Genomic DNA, 16,749 nt, shown 5'->3' with positions numbered 1-16,749 from the left:
GCCGTGTGATCCTTGGAGGGATAAAATGCGCCTGAAGATGTTTGCTCTGGTAGGGTTTAGCCTTTGCCTCACCGGCCAAGCCTTTGCGGAGTGCGGGATCGAAAGCGGTTTCGTTCGCATCCTCTCGAACGATTTTCCGGCGCTTCGGGCAGTGGAAGCGGCAGCCGCCGAATGCGCCAGTGACAGCGTCACCGTCACCGCCAATGCGACGACCGAACACAAGAACCTTCAAGTGCCAGCGCTGACCACCAATCCGGCCGAATATAGCGTAGCCATCGTCGCCAATGGCTCAATCGTGCCACTGCTCAACGAAGGGCTCGTGCGCCCGCTCAATGACCTGGTCGAGCAATATGGGCAAGATCTCGATCCGAGCCAGCTGATCACCATCGATGGAAACATCATGGCCGTGGCCTTCATGGCCAATGCCCAGCACCTTTATTACCGCGCCGATCTGCTCGAGGAAGCGGGTGTCGAGCCGCCGACGTCCTATGAGGAAGTTGTCGCAGCGGCGCAGGCGATCAAGGATGCCGGCCTATCCGAAATCCAGTGGGCCGGCACGTTCGGCGCTGGTTACGACCTGGGCCAGGAATTCATTAACATGTATCTGGGCATGGGCGGCGGCCTGTTCGACAGCGGCTCGGCAACGGCCTCGGTGAACAACGAGACCGGTGTCGCGGCGCTCGAACAGCTCAAGGCGCTGACACCCTTCATGATCCCCGAATACCTTTCGACCGATGCCAATACGGTGCAGGCGGACTGGGAAGCGGGCAGGACGGCGATGATGGTGCTATGGGGCTCGCGCGCCGCGGGCATCCTCAATGACACTGGCGCAGCAGAGGGCCTGGTCGAAAACACGCGCCTTGCGGCGGCACCCACGGCGGGCGGCACGGCGCCGGCAACGACCCTGTTCTGGGACGGCTTCACCATTGCCAAGAATGTCTCGGACGAAGATGCCGAGGCGTCGTTCCGCGCCATGATGCACGCACTCTCGGCCGACATGGCCAATGCCAATGCGGAAGCGGCGACCTGGCTCATTCCCGGCGCGACGGAGACAGACGCCTCGATCGGCACCAAGGCTTCAGCCAATGCCGGCGCCGTCGCCTATCCCATGCTGCCGCAGATGAGCCTTTTGCACACCGCGCTCGGTGCCGAACTGCCGCAATTTTTCCAGGGCAGCAAAAGCGCGGAAGAAGCGCTGGCCGATGCGGAAGCCGCCTATACAGCCGCTGCACGACAGGCCGGTTATCTGCAATAATTCTTCGATCATCGGCGTTCGCCCTAGAGTCGGGGCGGACGCGACATTCATTGCGGAGTGCCGGCATTTTAGTCGGTCAGGAGCGCCACTATGGCAAATTACAAGGTGACCGCAGCTCAGGTCGCCGCCCATGCCGGCGTCAGTAAAGCGGCTGTGTCGCGGGTGTTCAATCCGGGCCGATCGGTGTCGCCCATGCTGGCGGACAAGGTCACCCGCGCTGCCGAGGAACTGGGTTACAGCCCCAATCTTCTGGCGCGCTCCCTAAGCCTTGGCAGGACACGGATGATCGGCCTGATCGTGCCCTATCTCTACAATCAGTACTATGCCGAGGTGCTGGAACAGATTTCCCTGGCCTTCCAGGCCGAGAACTATCGCGTCCTCGTCTTCGTCCTGCCCAAGACGGCGTCGGCCATCGAGTCCGTCGTCGAGGATCTTTTGCGCTACCGGGTCGACGGCCTGATCGTCGCCTCGGTCGTGATGTCGTCGCAGCTTGCGGAACGTTGCACCGAGGCGGGCGTGCCGATCCTTCTTTTCAACCGTGTCGAGGACCACGGCACCTTTCCCTCGGTCACTTCGGACAACCTGCGCGGTGGACGGCTGGCGGCACGGCACCTCCTGTCCCTTGGTCACCGCTGCATCGGCTATATCGCCGGCTGGGAAGACGCCTCGACCCAGCGCGACCGCGAGAGCGGCTTTCGGGAAGAACTGGGCAAGCAGGGCATCGAGCTTGCGGCGCGCGGCGTCGGCAACTTCATGCGTGAAGATGCCGAAAAAGCCGCGCTCGCCATGTTCGACACGCCCGACCGTCCTAGCGCCGTCTTTGTCGCCAATGACTTCATGGCCTTTGCGGCCATGGATGTGCTGCGCCACAAGCTGGGCCTGCACGTGCCGCACGACGTCTCGGTCATCGGCTTTGGCGACATCGCCATGTCGGCCTGGCCTTCATACGACCTCAGCACGGTTCGCCAGGCGACCGGCAAGATGGTGAGCCGCGCAGTCTCCATGCTGCTCGAAATGATCGAAGAGCAGACCGAGGTCACGACCAGCATCGTTGTGCCCAACACCCTTGTTGCCCGATCGTCGACGGGCGCTTTCGAAAAGGCCGACACATGAAGGGCTTCGAGCCGCGCTTTGCAGACTTTCCCGATTACATCCTCAAGATCACCGAGGAAATCTGGGAGCAGCGCCGCATCGGCAGCCTGCAGCAATATTACAGCGAGGACATCGTCGTTCGCACGCCGCAGGGAATTTCCACCGGCAATGCCGGCGTGATCGCCGCGACCATGCAGACCCTTTCGGAATTCCCCGACCGCGTGCTGCTGGGCGAGGATGTGATCTGGTCCGGCACGCCCGAAACGGGAATGCTGTCGTCGCACCGCATTCTGTCCACCGCGACCCATCTCGGCGACGGCGTCTTTGGGAAAGCCTCCGGCAAGAGCCTTACCTATCGCGCCATCGCCAATTGCCACGCCATCGACAACAAGATCGACGACGAATGGCTGATCCGCGACACCGGCGCCATCGTGCGCCAGACGGGGCAGGCGCCGAGAGACTTTGCCCAATCGAAACTTGATCGCGGCGAAAAGCCAAAACCTTTCGTTTCGGCCATGGATCGACCCGGCCCGGCGGCACGCGGCGGCAATGACGATGCTTTCGGCAAGCGCTACGCCGAAACCCTGACCGAGATCATGGACGCCCATTTCGACGTGATCGGCAGCCGCTATGATCGCGCGGTGGAGGCGCATTATCCGGGCGGCAGTTCAGGCCATGGCCGGTCTTTTGCCGAGCAGTTCTGGCTGGCGTTGCGCTCGAGCTTTCCTTCGGCGCACTTCACCATCCACCAATGTATCGGCCGCGCCGACCCGGGCCAGGCACCTCGTGCAGCGCTGTTCTTCGCACTGGAGGGAGCGCATGAGGGCCATGGCTATTTCGGGCCGCCGACGGGCAAGCCGATCTATGTCATGGGGGCGGCGCATGCAGAACTCGGACCCTATGGCATAAGGCGCGAATGGGTCTTGTTCGACGAAGTTGCCACTTGGCTGCAAATCTTGTCGCAAGACTGAGCGGCAAAGAATAGCGTCGGAGCAAAGGAAGACCGGGTCGCTCAACCATGTTCTTGTCCATCTTCGACATCTTCAAGATCGGCGTCGGGCCATCGAGCTCGCACACGATGGGACCAATGAGCGCGGCAGCGCGGTTTCTCGATGAACTCTTGCGCCTCGATCGGCCTCGTGCGGCGGGCGCCAAGCCGGTGGCACTGAGCGCGTCGCTTCATGGCTCGCTGGCCTTTACCGGCGTCGGGCACGGCACGGGCAGGGCGGTCATTCTCGGTCTGAGTGGCTATCGTCCCGATACGATCGACCCCGACATCATGGACAAGACGATCGCCCAAGTCGAAAGCGAGGGCATGGTGCGGCCCGAGGGTCACCCCGCCTATCGGTTCCGGCCATCGATCGATCTGGTCTTTGACCGCAAGACGCCGCTCAGCCAGCATCCCAACGGCATGCGGTTTGCCGCCTTCGACAATGCTGGGCAGGCTGTCTACCGGCAGACCTATTTTTCGATCGGCGGCGGCTTTGTCTTGAGCGAGGACGAGATGCGCGCCATGGGAGCCGCGCCGAAGGCCGATCCCGCCAATGTGCCGTTCCCCTTTCACCACGGCAAGAGCATGCTCGATATGGCGGACGCCTCCGGCCTCTCGATCGCAGAGATGAAGCGGGCGAATGAAGAAGTGTTTCGGAGCCGGGACGACCTCAATCGACGCATGGATGCCATCTGGTCGGCCATGTCCGATTGCATGGCACGCGGTCTCGACGAATGCGGCATCATGCCGGGCGGGCTTGGCGTCAAGCGGCGCGCGCCGGGGCTCTTTCGGCAATTGAGCAAGTCATCGCGGCAGAACCTGGCGGGGCCACTGAGCGGCAATGACTGGCTTTGCGCCTTCGCCATGGCGGTGAACGAGGAGAATGCCGCCGGTGGAAGGGTCGTGACCGCACCCACCAATGGTGCCGCGGGCGTGGTACCGGCCGTGCTGAAATATGTGCTCGAATTCGTATCCGGAGCGGGGCGCAAGGAGGTGCACGATTTTCTCCTTACGGCCGCGGCGATCGGCGGCATCATCAAGCACAATGCCTCCATCTCCGGCGCCGAAGTGGGCTGCCAGGGGGAGGTTGGAGCCGCCTCCGCCATGGCCGCGGCGGGGCTATGCGCCGTTATGGGCGGCACGCCTGCGCAGGTGGAAAATGCCGCCGAGATCGCCCTGGAGCATCATCTGGGCATGACCTGCGATCCGGTGGCGGGGCTGGTGCAGATCCCCTGCATCGAGCGCAACGGCTTTGGCGCCGTCAAAGCGGTGACGGCGGCTTCCTTGGCCTTGAACAGCGATGGCGCTCACATCGTCTCGCTCGATGCCTGCGTCGAAACCATGCGCCAGACGGGCCGGGACATGAGCGAGCGCTACAAGGAAACCAGCCTTGCCGGCTTGGCCGCCAATGTGACCGTCTGCTGAGCGAGCGGCCGTTACACGGTTTCTTGCCGAAGCTGCTTGGCTGGGCGCACCGACATGGCCGACCAGGTGGTGAGGACGCCTGTGGCGATGGTCGAGACGACGGCGCCCAGAATGACCAAGACGATCGTCAGGGCATTGGGCGCGAAGGCGATATCCATGACGAAGGTGAGGATCGACCAGGCGGCCGCGATGCCGAGCCCTGCGCCTATTGCCGCGGCGAGGAGGCCAAGCAGCCCGTATTCCAACAGAAAGCCCAAGATGACGTCGCGGCTGGTGGCGCCCAGGACCTTCATCACCACCGCATCGGCTTCGCGTTGCTTGCGGCCCACGGTCATGGCGCCGGCCAGGACCAGCACGCCTGAAATGACCGCAAGGCTTCCGACCAGCGCCACGGCGTTGGCGAGGTTGGAGAGGATGTCTTCGATTTGCTTGAGCGCATCGCCGACCGGCAGGAAGCTGAGCGTCGGGAAAGCGCGGCCGAGACGGGTCTCGACTGCGGGTTCGGCGCCATCGGCGACGGCGATGCTGCCCATCAGCGTCTGCGGCGCCGCTTCGATGATGCCGGGCGAAAACAGGAGGCGGAAGCTGAGACCGCCCTCGCGCCAGTCGATACCGCGGAAATTGGCGATGGTGACCTCGATCGGCCGGCCGGCAATGGCGATGCGCATAGTGTCGCCAAGGGCCAGCCCGAGCGCGTCGCGCAGCTCGGTGCTGAGCGAAACCAGGGGCGGGCCGTCATAGTCGGCTGGCCACCATTCGCCCTCGGTGACGGTCGAACCCTCGGGTACATCGCTGGCCCAGCTCAATGCGGTGTCGCCCTCGAACATATCGGCAATGTCGTCGGGCAGCGCGCCAAGATCGCCGGAGGCGGTGTCGTTGACGCTTTCGATACTGCCACGGAGCATGGCGATGGTTTCGAGCTCATCAATGTCCGGATCCGCAGCGGCGAAGGCCTGGACTGCAGGCAGCATGTCCTTGGGCATGTCGAGCAAGACGAAGGCCGGTGCGTCTTCCGCCACGGCACTGTCGATCTGTGCGCGCAGGCTCTGATCGAGAAGCGTGATCATGAGCAGGAGTGCCAGGCCCAGTCCCAGCGACAGCACGACCACGGGCGCTGCGGAGCCGGGGCGATGAATGGCCCGGATTGCCTGTTGCAGCTTGGCCTCGGGCAGGGGCGGCAGGCGTCGCAAGGCGGCTTGCAGCAGCCAGGCGGCGACGCGCAGCAAGGCAAAGGCGACAAGAGCGCCGACGGCATACCAGAAGACGAGCCATGGCGCGCCAGTGCTCAGAACCGCCAATCCGGCAAGTGCGGCGAGCATCAACACAAGCGGGACCAAGGTTTGCCAGACAACGAGATCGCGCCAGCCAAGGCGCGTCTCATCGCTTTTGGATGACCGGAAAAGGCTCGCCGGCTTCAATCTTTGCGCGCCGCGCAACGGCAAGAGCGCGAAGGTCACCGCGATCAGAAAGCCGAATGCCGCGGCGGCCAGGAGCGACAGGGGGTCGACGCTTGGCGGCAGGTCGAGCGACAGCATGCCCGACAAGACCGGCAGGGCCAGAAGGCTCGTGGCGGCGCCAAGAAGGAGGCCGAGCAGCACGCCGCCGGCCGCGAGCAGCATGACCTGGGTCAAAAAATGCACCATGATCCGCGCGTTGGTCGCACCCAGGCTGCGGAGGGTAGCGATGGAACTGCGGCGCTCGCTGATATAGGCGGCTATGGCATTGGAGACACCGACCCCGCCGACCAGCAGCGATGACAGTCCGACCAGGGTCAGGAAGCGGGCGAAGAGATCAAAGAACCGCCGCAGGTTGGCGGCTGCGTCTTCCGGCTCGCGAATATCCCAATTGCTGTCGGGAAAAGCCTGGTCGAGTTCGGCCATGGCCGTTACGGCGGGCGTGTCGCCAAGAAGAACCTTATAGCCGAAGCGGCTCAAGACGCCCTGCTGCTGGAGGCCGGCATCGGCCAGAGTGGCATCGGAAATGATCGCCGGCAGGCCGAGCTGAAAGCCCTGTGCGGCCTGGTCCGGAACGCTGACCAGAACGCCACGAATGGCAAAGTCGGCATTGCCGATCTTGAGGTTCTGCCCGACGGCAAGGCCCAGCCGGTCGAGCACGCCCTGGTCGACCACCGTGCCCGGCAAACCGTCGACTGGTGGAAGCAGGTCGCTTAAGGAGGCTGGGGGATCCACGACCACCTCTCCGACCAGCGGATAGTTGTCGCTGACCGCACGCAGGTCCAGCAAGAGGCTCTGGTCATTGGCGCTGGCGCGGGCGCTGAGATCGATCGAGCGGGCGGTTTCGCCCAGGGCCTCGATCGCCGCGCGCTGCGCGTCGGAGACGTCGCTGCCGCGCTGGCGCACTTCGATGTCGCCGCCCAGGATGACGCGCGCGTCGCGCGCGACCGCCGCCTGCAAGGCGGCCCCGACGGAGGAGACGGCCGCGATGGTTCCAACGCCCAGCGCGAGGCAGGCAAAGAGGATGACGAAACGGCGCAGATCGCCGCGCAGGTCGATCACTGCGATGCGCACCCAGCCAAGCAGCCGGCTCATGCGGGCATGCTTTCGGTCATCGGCGTCAGGCGGCCATGGTTCATCGAAAGAATGCGGTCGGCGCGTCGCGCCAGCGCCGGATCGTGGGTGATCAGGAACACCGCCGTGCCGTTGTCTCGCGCCAGCGCGAACATCATTTCGATGACGCGCGCGCCGGTGTCTTGGTCAAGATTGCCGGTGGGCTCGTCGGCCAGGAGCAATTTGGGTTTGCCGACGATGGCGCGCGCGAGACCCACGCGCTGCTGTTCGCCCCCGGAAAGGGCGCTGGGACGATGGTCAAGCCGGTCACCCAGCCCCACCGCCGTCAAAGCCGCTTTGGCAGAGGCAGCGATGTTGGCGAAAGATTGCCCGGTTTCGGCAATCTCGAGCGACAAAGCCACGTTTTCGAGCGCAGTCATCGAGGGGATGAGGTGAAAGTTTTGGAACAGAATGCCCAGGTTCTGCCGGCGAAAGATCGCCAGCTCATCCTCGCTTTTGCCGGTGATTGCCGTACCGGAGACGGTCACGCTTCCGTTGCTTGCCTGTTCGAGCCCACCCAGTACCATCAGTAGCGAAGTCTTGCCGCTGCCCGACGGCCCCACAACGGCTATCACTTCTCCGGCTTCGATCGACAGATCGATGTCCTTGAGAATGTGGAGCGGCGTCTTGCCCGACCGAAGGTGCAGGTTCATTGCGGCAGTCGAAACGACGGGGCTGCTCATGCGACGGCACCTTTGGTCCTGACGGGTGTTTGAGAAGTATGCGGTTGGCGAAGAAAGACCAGCGATGACAGCAAGAATTATTCGTGACGCTGCGATTTCACTCGCTGTGCTAGCGTTGAGTGTCGCGCCGGCCATGGCCGCGGAAAAGACCTTGATGCTTTACGGCGACAGCCTGATGGCAGGCCTGGGCCTCTCCGAAACTGACGGCTTCGCTGGCCAGCTCAGCCGGGCCTTGGGCGACGATGTCACCATCGTAAACGCCAGCGTCTCGGGAGACACTTCGGCAGACGGGCTGGCGCGCCTCGACTGGTCGCTGGGCGAGCGGCCCGATGCGGTGATCCTTGAACTGGGCGCCAACGACATGCTGCAAGGCCTGCCGGTCGGGGCCATGCGTGACAATCTCAGTGCCATTCTCGATCGGTTCGCCGAGGAGAATATCCCCGTGCTTCTGGCGGGCATGCGGGCTAGTCCGAGCCTAGGTAGCGACTATGTAACCGCTTATGAAGCCGTGTTTCCCGAGCTTGCGCAGCAATATGGCACGGCCTTTTATCCGTTCTTCCTCGATGGCGTTGCGGCCGACGCGGCGCTTAACCAGTCGGACGGCATCCATCCTAATTCTGAAGGCGTGCGCCGCATCGTTGCGGCGATGAAGCCGTCAGTTGAGGCGCTGCTGGCAGAATAAGTCCGTCTTATTCTACTCCAATTCAATGGACTCGCCGTTTCGACCCAGTTAGCGGAAATGGAACGGCAGGTTCCAGCCCGCAACAACGGTGGCCGCAACGGCTGGAATGGGGCGCAAAGCTGGGGAGGGTGCTCAAGTCGGCAAGTCTGCTTTTCGCTAGGGGCCCGGCAGCTAAGCCCGTTCATCCGCCGCTTGGCCATTGAACGCTCCTTTTCGTTCGTTTTCTGGCGCGCCCCATCTATTCGCCATCTGTTAAGATGCCCGACCCAAATTAGGGGGTGGAGGAATCGCGCACCATGGCCAAAAGAAAGCAGAGCTCGCACTTGGCGGGCTGGATCATCGCCGGACTTCTAGGCGTCGTCGCCTATCAATCCGGGATTTTGGACGGAATTGGCCGAATTGCGAGCCAGGCTCAGCAAGTGACGTCCCCAACCAGAGCGACACAATCGGATTCCGCCTCAGAGCGGCTCAACAAACCGCGTTATGTCAATGTTGCATCCCTCAACGTTCGGCACACACCGAGTGCGTCGGGGCCCCTGATTATGGCGCTGCCGCGCGGCACGCCGATAAAAGTTCTGGACCGGAAAGATGGGTGGCTTCTTATTGACCTCAGCCCGACGTTAGAGGGCTGGGTCACCGAGCGGTTCACCACCGTTCAAGCCCCACTGCAACCATATGTGCCGCCTGCTCCACTGGTTAGCTCTCGTTAACGAAAGGGGATCGCGCCTCGAAAGAGACAATCCTCACTGGGACGTTCGCTTGCTTCGCTCCCCAACGGTGAGCGACAACTGGAACGGGGCGCCTACGCGGCTTAAGTACCACAAGCTCGTTGACCTCGATCTTAGGTAATTCAATGGCTGAGACTGACCTTTACCTTCCTCTGAAGTCCTTCATTGAAGGCGCTGGCTATGCCGTCAAAGGAGAGGTCGACGGATGCGATCTTGTTGGTGTGAAAGATGGCGAGCCGCCGGTTGTCGTCATCTGTGAGATGAAGCTCGCCTTCAACCTCGAACTGGTCATGCAAGGAGTGCAGCGGGCATCCTTCTCAGATGAAGTCTGGCTTGCAGCACGAGCATCAAAGACTGGCCGGGGACGTGAGCATGATGCTCGCTTTCGCAATCTTTGTCGGCGGCTTGGTTTCGGGGCCCTTTCGGTGACAGACGCCGGAGATGTCGCTGTAATCGTCGCTCCCTTTGCAGCAACGCCACGCCGTGATGCGAAAAGACGGTCTCGCCTTCTTGATGAACACAAGCGCAGGGTGGGTGACCCGCAGGTCGGGGGAGGTCGCGGCAAGCCGATCATGACGGCCTACAGGCAGGACTGCATGCTATGCGCCGCTTCGTTAGTGGCCGGTTCAAAAAGTCCGAAGCAGCTGAAGACGCTGGTCGCCAGGGCTCCCGCAATCCTCCGAAACAATGTTTATGGATGGTTTGTACGAGAGAGCAGAGGCATCTACGGTTTAACCGAGCTTGGTCGAGCTTCGGTGCTGCCGCCACAGGACTGACGATCAGCCCAGGCACCGTACGCTGACCTGCCGCACAAACATCAAGAAGATGCACGGCAGGCACGGCAGGCCCCGCTGAGCTAACCTCCCAAAGGGAATGGCGGCTTTCAGGAACTGCATACCGACGTCGAGATGATTGAAATGGGGCGCATTGCTGATCGGCAGCTCACGACCCCATTGCGTTTCAACATTCAATTTCGCTTGCCCGAAGCAGCCGTTCGCGATGATGCCGCCACTCGTTGGTACCGGCTCCGATGACTTAACGCGGGGTGCATTGCCTCGACCCAGGCTCCGATCTTCGCCTCAAAGGCCATTTCCGGGTGCACGCACCAGGATGGGAATAGCGGGGCACGTCGACGTCAGGTTTGGCCTTCACGGTCTTGGCCAAATCGACCGCGGTGAACACGACGGGGGAGGTCAGTCAACAAGACCCGAATAAGCGTAACACAGGGTGGTGGTAAGCTCGAAGGCGGTCGGGGCGAGAAGTGAGGATCCAGTGGCATTAAGATTGGCATGCCGGTTGAAACCACCAGCCCTAGAACAATCAGGGAGCGGCCGCCGATACCGAAGAACCCAAAGAAGGCACCGGCGGGGTCAGCATAGACGCAAGGATCGCCCGCCAGGCATGTTCTTCCCCACTCGCTTGCAGGCGTGCAGCGGCGAGGGCAGTGTCGCTGTTAGGCTGCGAAATCGGGGTGCCAGGCAGCCGATTTTGGATTTCAGTGCCGATCGACCCATGAAGGTTCAGCACGCCGCCGATGAGGGCTATCGGTCGATCGCCGGCACGGGTCTGAAGAGCTTGCGCGAGTCTTGCCAGCTCTGCGCCGGCTTCTGCCAGTATCTGGAGGGCAGTCGCGTCGCCAGCTTCGGCCGCCTGCGCGACGCCGACTGCCAGGGCGCCGATCCGTCCGCGGTCGCCGCCATAAACATATTGACGCACATGGTGCCATTCGCTGCCGCCAACTAAGGCGAACAGCGCCCCTGCAAGCCGTTGCACCTCGGCTAAGGACCCAGTGCGGTCCAGCACACGGTAGATGGCATCAAGGGCGCGAAGGGCGATCCAACTGCCGGAGCCGGCATCGTCGATCAGGATGCCGCGGCCACCCACCCGTGTCATCTTGCCGTCTGCCGCAACGTGAACGCCGATGGAGCCGGTGCCTGCGGAAATCAGATGGCCTTCGCCCGGCTGAAACTGCGCCGCAAAGGCGAGAACGATATCATCGGTGAGAAGCAGTTGCGCCGGCGCCAGCCCTAGCGCTTCCTTGGCAAGCGCTGCAATTTCGGCCGCTGCGGCGCTTCCGAAGCCCGTCAACCCGCCCACCATTCCGACCGCCACAAGGTCTTCCGCGACGAGCGCTGCTGCCATTTGCGCCAGAGCCGTGCCTAGCCGCTGCCGCTCCGCGGGGTTGAACACATGAGCAGTCGCGCCATCGACACTGCCACGCGCCACCACCTGTCCATCCGGGTCGCAGGCGACCCAGCGACTGGCCGTACCGCCGACATCGAGGCCCAGATGCACCTTTTTCATCGGGGTACGCCCTGCTGGACGAAGCTGCGGGTGATCTCGCGCGGATTGGTGATCATGGTGCCGACGACCACCGCATGCGCTCCGGCGGTGAAAGCCTGGCGCACGAGATCAGGCGTGTTGAAGCGGCCTTCGGCTACAACCGGCACTGCGAGTCGCGCGGTCAGGGCCCCCAGCAACCGCAGATCAGGCTCGTCCGGCTTGGGCATGGTGGCTTCGGTATAGCCCGAAAGCGTGGTGGCGACATAGTCGGCGCCCCAATCGGCAGCCTTGATGCCTTCATCGAATGTCGAGATATCGGCAAAAACTTCGGCGCCCAGTTCATCCTTGATGCGGCGGATCAAAACGCTCGGGTGCCCGCCGGCGCGCGCCCGTTCCGTACAGTCGAGCGCGACAATGGCCGCCCCGGCCTCGACGATGGCCGCAGCCGACGCGAAATCGGGCGTGATGTAGACCGGATAGCGGTCCGAAAAGACCTTGTTTATGCCGATCACTGGTAATCCGGCTTTGGCGACCGCCGCGACATCCGCCGCCCCATTGGCGCGGATGGCCACCGCGCCGCCGTCGCGCGCGGCCAGCGCCATGGCGCCCATGAACTGCGGGCCATGCAGCGGATTGTCCGCCCGCGCCTGGCAAGACACGATGAGGCCTTTAGGCAACGTCACTTGATGGCGCCCGAGGTCATGCCGGCAATGAACTGCCGTGACAAGACGATATAGATGATGATGATCGGCGCAGCCGACAGCGTCAGCCCCGAGAACAGCACGCCCCAGTCCGTCGTATATTCGCCCATGAAGGTGGTGAGGCCCTGGGGCAGGGTCTTCAAACTGTCGTTCTGGATGAAGACCAGCGGGAAAAAGAAGTCGTTCCAGATCGGCACGACATTCTGGATGCCGGCAATGACCATTGCGGGACGCACCAGCGGCAGCATGATCGACCACATGATGCGCGCTTCCGAGGCGCCATCCATGCGCGCGGCATCCTCGAGCTCGTTGGGCAGGGTGCGGATGAAGCCGGTCATGATGAAGACCGTCGAGGGCAGGCCCATGGCGGTATAAACGAAGATGAGGCTGAGCTGATTGTTGAGGATCGAAAGGTCCCGCATCAGCATGAAAAGCGGAATGATGGCGAGCTTCAGCGGCAGCGTCAGGCCGGCCAAAAAGAACATCAGGATGAAGTTCGCGCCGGTAAAGGCATAGCGGCCGATGGCATAGGCGGCCATGGTGCCCAGCGTCAGGATCAGCAGCATCGAGGCGCCGGTGACCAGAAACGAATTGAGCAGGTAACGCAGGAAGTTGGTTTCGGACCAGATCTTGATGAAGTTCTGGACCTGGCTAAAGTCCGGAATGCCGAACGGCGACTGGAAGATCTGTGGCGTGGTCTTGAAGGCCGAAAACACCATGATGACGATCGGCGCCAGCATCAGGATGGTGTTGGCGATGAGGATGATCTGCAAGAGACCATCGCGGCCCAGCGTGCCGAGTATGCCCCGGCGATCATAGTAATTGGTGGTGGCCACGCTCATAATTGGATTTCCCGGGCGCGCAGGCGCGTGGTGATGACGGTAGCGATCGCGGCGATGCTGATGAAGATCAGCACGGCCAGCGCCGAGCCAAGGCCGAAATCCTGCTGGCCGGCCGATACGTTGCCGAAGGCAGTGCGGTAGAAATAAAGGCCCAGCACGTCCGTGGAGCCGAAGGGCGAACCGTCAAGTCCGCCCATGATATAGGGCAGCTCAAACCAGTTGAACGCGCCGACGAACAGCAGCGTGAAAACAATGGTGGCGCTGGGCGCAACCAGCGGCCAGACGATCTTGGTGATCTTGACCCATTCGCTTTCGGTTTCCATGCGCACGGCATCGAGAATTTCGCCCGGGATGCGCTGCATGCCGGCGAGAAAGACGAGGGTCGGGAAGCCAACCATATGCCAGGCCTGCGCCGCGATGATGCTCCAGAGCGCCGTGCCCGATTGACCGAGCCAGGGCTGCGCCCATTCGCCCAGCCCGATGCTCTTGAGGCTGATGTTCACGACGCCAAAAAGCGGGTGGTAGAAGAGCTTGAAGAGGTAAGCGACGATGATGGTCGAGAGCACCACGGGCAGGAACACCGCGATACGGTGGAAGCGGGTACCGGGCAGTTCGCGCCAGAGCGCATAGGCGAGGATAAAGCCCAGCCCGTTCTGCAGCACCATCAGCGCGAAGAAGACGATGATGTTGTTCTTGAAGGCGTTGAGCGTCCAGCTCCGATAGGGCTCAACGAACAGCACGGTGTGGAAATTTTCGAGGCCGACGAAGTCGAGGCGGCGCAATCCCTGCCAGTCGAAGAAGGCGTAAGCGAAAGCCGAGATGATCGGATAAACGATGAACAGAGCCACAAAGCACAGTGGCGGCACGATCAGTGCCGTGATCCAAAGGCCGCGGCCGGTCATCCGAAAGTGGGGCATCGAGGGCTCGCTGAGGTGAGGGTGGGGTGGAGAAGCGGGCCGGAGGACCCGATGCTCCACCCCACAAGGCGGGGGGAGTGGCCGCCTAGTTCTGGAAGGGCTCGTACCAGGCGGCAAGGCCGGTGGTCAGCGCTTCGCCGATGGCTTCGGGGGTCGTTTCACCCGAGAACAGCTTTTGCATTTCAGCCTGGATCAGCACCGAACCGGAGGGTTCGCCATAACGGAAGTGAGCGAGCATCAGGTAGGGGATCGAGGACTGGTTGAGCTCGTTGACTTCGGCTAGCAGAGGGTTGTCGAAGGTGACGCCCGGAATGGTCGAGATGTTGTTGAGCGTGTTGGCAAAGGCTTGGCCGAATTCCTGGCTTGCCAGGTAGTTGACGAAGGTGATCGCCGCTTCCTTGTTGGGCGTTGCCGCATTCACCGCATAGCCGCCGTCGAAGTAAAGGCCGACAAGCTTTGCGTCATCCGCATTTTCGCCCGGCGCAGCAAAGACACCCAGTTCGATATCGGGATTTTGCGCCTTGAAGGTCGCGAGTTCATAGGAGCCGCCCACAAACATTGCGGCCATGCCCGAGGAGAACAACTGCTGGGCGGATGGGTAGTCGAGGCCGATGAAGCCATCGGGGAAGTATTCCTGGGCCAGTTCATTGACTGAGGTCAGTGCCGAGGTGAAGCGCGCGTCGGTGAAGTCGGCTGTGCCAGCCATCAGTTCGTCGTAAAATTCCTTGCCCATCAGCGAAGAGCCGAGGCCGAAGGTTACGGTCTCGTTCTGCCATGCGGTGGCGGTGCCGTTGGCAAAGGGGATGATGCCGGCGTCCTTGAGCTTTTGGCTTGCTGCCATCAGCTCGTCCCAGGTCTGTGGCTCCTCGACGCCGTTATCGGCAAAGATCGTGGCGTTGTAGATGACGAGCTGGGTCTGGCTGGCGAAGGGGACGGCGTAGATCTTGCTGTCGGCGCGAACACTTTCGGCAGCGATTGCGGGAGCGGCAAACTCGGCCAGGGCAGGGACGCTTTCGGTGGTCAGCTCTTCGAGGTAGCCAGCGACGGCGACGTTCTCGAGCCCGCCATAGGCACGCACCATCATTACGTCCGGACCAGTGCCGCCGGCAAGGGCGGTCGAGAGGATGGTGTTGTAGTTGGTTGCTTCAAAGGTTTCGAAGGTGACGGTGATGCCCGGATTAGCCGCCTCGAACGTGTCGATGAACTGCTCGTAGGCAGCGCGGTCTTCCTGGCGCCAGCTCCAGAACGTCAGGTCCTGGGCGAAGGCTGGGGCAGCAACAAGCACGGCGCTCAAAATAGCCCCGGTGCGGAGTATGGTTTTCATCTGGATTCCCTTCCCTTGAAAACGTCTCGTAATGGTCTTGTGCAACCCCCTCAGGGGTTCAGCCGCCGGCCATCCTCGGCTGAAAAGTAATGCGCTGCGCCAGGCGTGACCGAGACGGTCACGGCCTCGTCGGGCGCATAAAGATCGTTCGGTGTGGTGCGGGCCGACAGCAGCGTGCCATCGGCGAGGCGCACATAGACGTAGGCGTTGTCGCCCAGATACTCGGTATATTCAACACGGCCGGCAAAGCCCTCGCCGGAGCCGCGGTGGAGCTGCACACCGTCGGGCCGCAAGCCAAGCTTTAGTGCGCCAGGGCCGGGCAGGGTGCCTGAGGCAACCGATCCTCCGCCTGCCATTGACAGGCGGTCACCCTCGCGCGTCACGTCGACGAGAGTCATGCGCGGCGAGCCGATAAAGGTCGCGACAAAGGTGTTGGCCGGTGTCTCGTAGAGTTCGCGCGGCGATCCGACCTGCTCGATCCGGCCATTGTTCATGACGACGATCTTGTCGGCCAGGGTCATGGCCTCGACCTGGTCATGCGTCACATAGATCATGGTGCCGCCGATCTCGCGGTGGAGCTTGGCAATCTCAAGCCGCACTTCGGAGCGCAAGGCTGCGTCGAGGTTGGAAAGCGGCTCATCAAGCAGGAACACGTCGGGCTTGCGCACCAGAGCGCGGCCAATGGCAACACGCTGCCGCTGGCCTCCAGAAAGCTCGCGCGGCTTCCTTTTCAGCAGCGGCTCGAGCCGCAGCATCTGCGCGGTTTCAGCGATGCGCCGTTCCACCTCTGCCTTGTCGAGCCCCATGAGGCGAGCGCCAAAGGCCATGTTTTCGTACACGTCCATGTGCGGATAAAGCGCGTAGGACTGGAACACCATGGCAATGCCACGCCGTGAGGGGGCAACATCGTTCATGCGGTGGCCGTTGAGTACGAACTCGCCATCGCTGATCGGATCAAGACCTGCAATCAGGCGCAGCAACGTGGACTTACCGCAGCCGGACGGTCCGACAAAGACCACGAATTCGCGGTCGCCGATCTCAAGATCGATGCCGTGAAGAACTTCGGTGTCGCGAAAACGCTTCTTGATACCGCGAAGCGAAAGTTGGGCCACGAAGTGTTCCTCCACCAGACCCGCCCCACGCAGGTCCTAAGGCATTTATCCAAATGCCACGGTAGAATAGTAAATTCCGATTTTTAATTGTGTCAAGAATATCCGATCACGAAGCGGATTGCGGCTTTCTCACACATTGGTCGTCAT

15 protein-coding genes are annotated in these 16,749 nt (G+C 62.3%); 7 read left to right on the top strand and 8 right to left on the bottom strand.

Annotated elements, in window-relative coordinates; genetic code table 11:
* Positions 1-25: 25 nt before the first annotated feature.
* From JI748_RS11380 to JI748_RS11365, 4 genes are all read left to right on the top strand, one after another.
* A complete protein-coding gene (locus JI748_RS11380) occupies positions 26-1,255 on the top strand; it encodes an ABC transporter substrate-binding protein (RefSeq protein WP_201630659.1) in 1,230 nt (409 codons plus the stop codon).
* Between the two features lie 90 nt (positions 1,256-1,345).
* The gene (locus JI748_RS11375; protein ID WP_201630650.1) at positions 1,346-2,368 is read left to right on the top strand and encodes a LacI family DNA-binding transcriptional regulator; all 1,023 of its coding nucleotides are present in this window, start codon (positions 1,346-1,348) and stop codon (positions 2,366-2,368) included.
* Entirely contained in the window at positions 2,365-3,318 is a 954-nt protein-coding gene (locus JI748_RS11370; RefSeq protein ID WP_201630648.1) for a nuclear transport factor 2 family protein, read from the top strand. The genes JI748_RS11375 and JI748_RS11370 overlap by 4 nt, the downstream gene beginning before the upstream one ends.
* A gap of 47 nt (positions 3,319-3,365) precedes the next feature.
* Positions 3,366-4,763 (top strand): L-serine ammonia-lyase, encoded by a 1,398-nt coding sequence (locus JI748_RS11365; RefSeq protein WP_201630646.1) that lies wholly within the window; start codon positions 3,366-3,368, stop codon positions 4,761-4,763.
* 11 nt (positions 4,764-4,774) lie between these two features.
* Here JI748_RS11365 and JI748_RS11360 read toward each other — a convergent pair whose 3' ends face one another.
* Together JI748_RS11360 and JI748_RS11355 are read right to left on the bottom strand one after the other, a co-directional pair.
* A complete protein-coding gene (locus JI748_RS11360) occupies positions 4,775-7,312 on the bottom strand; it encodes an ABC transporter permease (protein WP_201630644.1) in 2,538 nt (845 codons plus the stop codon).
* Complete coding sequence (locus JI748_RS11355; protein WP_201630636.1) at positions 7,309-8,013, bottom strand: ABC transporter ATP-binding protein; 705 nt, start codon at positions 8,011-8,013, stop codon at positions 7,309-7,311. Before JI748_RS11355 ends, JI748_RS11360 begins: the two co-directional genes overlap by 4 nt.
* Positions 8,014-8,077: 64 nt before the next feature.
* Between JI748_RS11355 and JI748_RS11350 the strand changes: the two genes are divergently transcribed.
* The 3 genes from JI748_RS11350 to JI748_RS11340 all read left to right on the top strand — a co-directional run bounded on the left by JI748_RS11350 (position 8,078) and on the right by JI748_RS11340 (position 10,199).
* Positions 8,078-8,695: an arylesterase gene (locus JI748_RS11350; protein WP_201630634.1), complete on the top strand. Its 618-nt coding sequence runs from the start codon at positions 8,078-8,080 to the stop codon at positions 8,693-8,695.
* Positions 8,696-8,991: 296 nt separating this feature from the next.
* A complete protein-coding gene (locus tag JI748_RS17605; RefSeq protein WP_201630632.1) occupies positions 8,992-9,405 on the top strand; it encodes an SH3 domain-containing protein in 414 nt (137 codons plus the stop codon).
* 143 nt (positions 9,406-9,548) lie between these two features.
* Positions 9,549-10,199, top strand: coding sequence for a DUF2161 domain-containing phosphodiesterase (locus tag JI748_RS11340; protein WP_201630630.1), 651 nt, complete (start codon positions 9,549-9,551; stop codon positions 10,197-10,199).
* A gap of 544 nt (positions 10,200-10,743) precedes the next feature.
* On the opposite strand, the gene JI748_RS11335 is transcribed toward JI748_RS11340, so the two are convergent.
* The 6 genes from JI748_RS11335 to JI748_RS11310 form a co-directional block, all read right to left on the bottom strand.
* Positions 10,744-11,727 (bottom strand): N-acetylglucosamine kinase, encoded by a 984-nt coding sequence (locus JI748_RS11335; protein ID WP_201630628.1) that lies wholly within the window; start codon positions 11,725-11,727, stop codon positions 10,744-10,746.
* A complete protein-coding gene (locus JI748_RS11330; protein WP_201630626.1) occupies positions 11,724-12,389 on the bottom strand; it encodes an N-acetylmannosamine-6-phosphate 2-epimerase in 666 nt (221 codons plus the stop codon). The genes JI748_RS11335 and JI748_RS11330 overlap by 4 nt, the downstream gene beginning before the upstream one ends.
* On the bottom strand, positions 12,386-13,249 hold the full coding sequence (locus JI748_RS11325) for a carbohydrate ABC transporter permease (protein ID WP_201630624.1): 864 nt from the start codon (positions 13,247-13,249) through the stop codon (positions 12,386-12,388). Before JI748_RS11325 ends, JI748_RS11330 begins: the two co-directional genes overlap by 4 nt.
* Positions 13,246-14,166 (bottom strand): carbohydrate ABC transporter permease, encoded by a 921-nt coding sequence (locus tag JI748_RS11320; RefSeq protein WP_201630622.1) that lies wholly within the window; start codon positions 14,164-14,166, stop codon positions 13,246-13,248. The genes JI748_RS11325 and JI748_RS11320 overlap by 4 nt, the downstream gene beginning before the upstream one ends.
* A gap of 85 nt (positions 14,167-14,251) precedes the next feature.
* Positions 14,252-15,490 carry an extracellular solute-binding protein gene (locus tag JI748_RS11315; protein ID WP_201630620.1) on the bottom strand — a complete coding sequence of 413 codons (1,239 nt, stop codon included), beginning with the start codon at positions 15,488-15,490 and terminating at the stop codon, positions 14,252-14,254.
* A 50-nt stretch (positions 15,491-15,540) separates the two neighbouring features.
* Positions 15,541-16,602, bottom strand: coding sequence for an ABC transporter ATP-binding protein (locus JI748_RS11310; protein ID WP_201630613.1), 1,062 nt, complete (start codon positions 16,600-16,602; stop codon positions 15,541-15,543).
* Positions 16,603-16,749: the final 147 nt, after the last annotated feature.

It is taken from the genome of Devosia rhizoryzae (genome assembly GCF_016698665.1).
GTDB classification, from domain to species: domain Bacteria; phylum Pseudomonadota; class Alphaproteobacteria; order Rhizobiales; family Devosiaceae; genus Devosia; species Devosia rhizoryzae.
The sequence above is the reverse complement of the archived record's forward strand: the minus strand, read 5'-3'. Positions and strand labels throughout refer to the sequence as shown.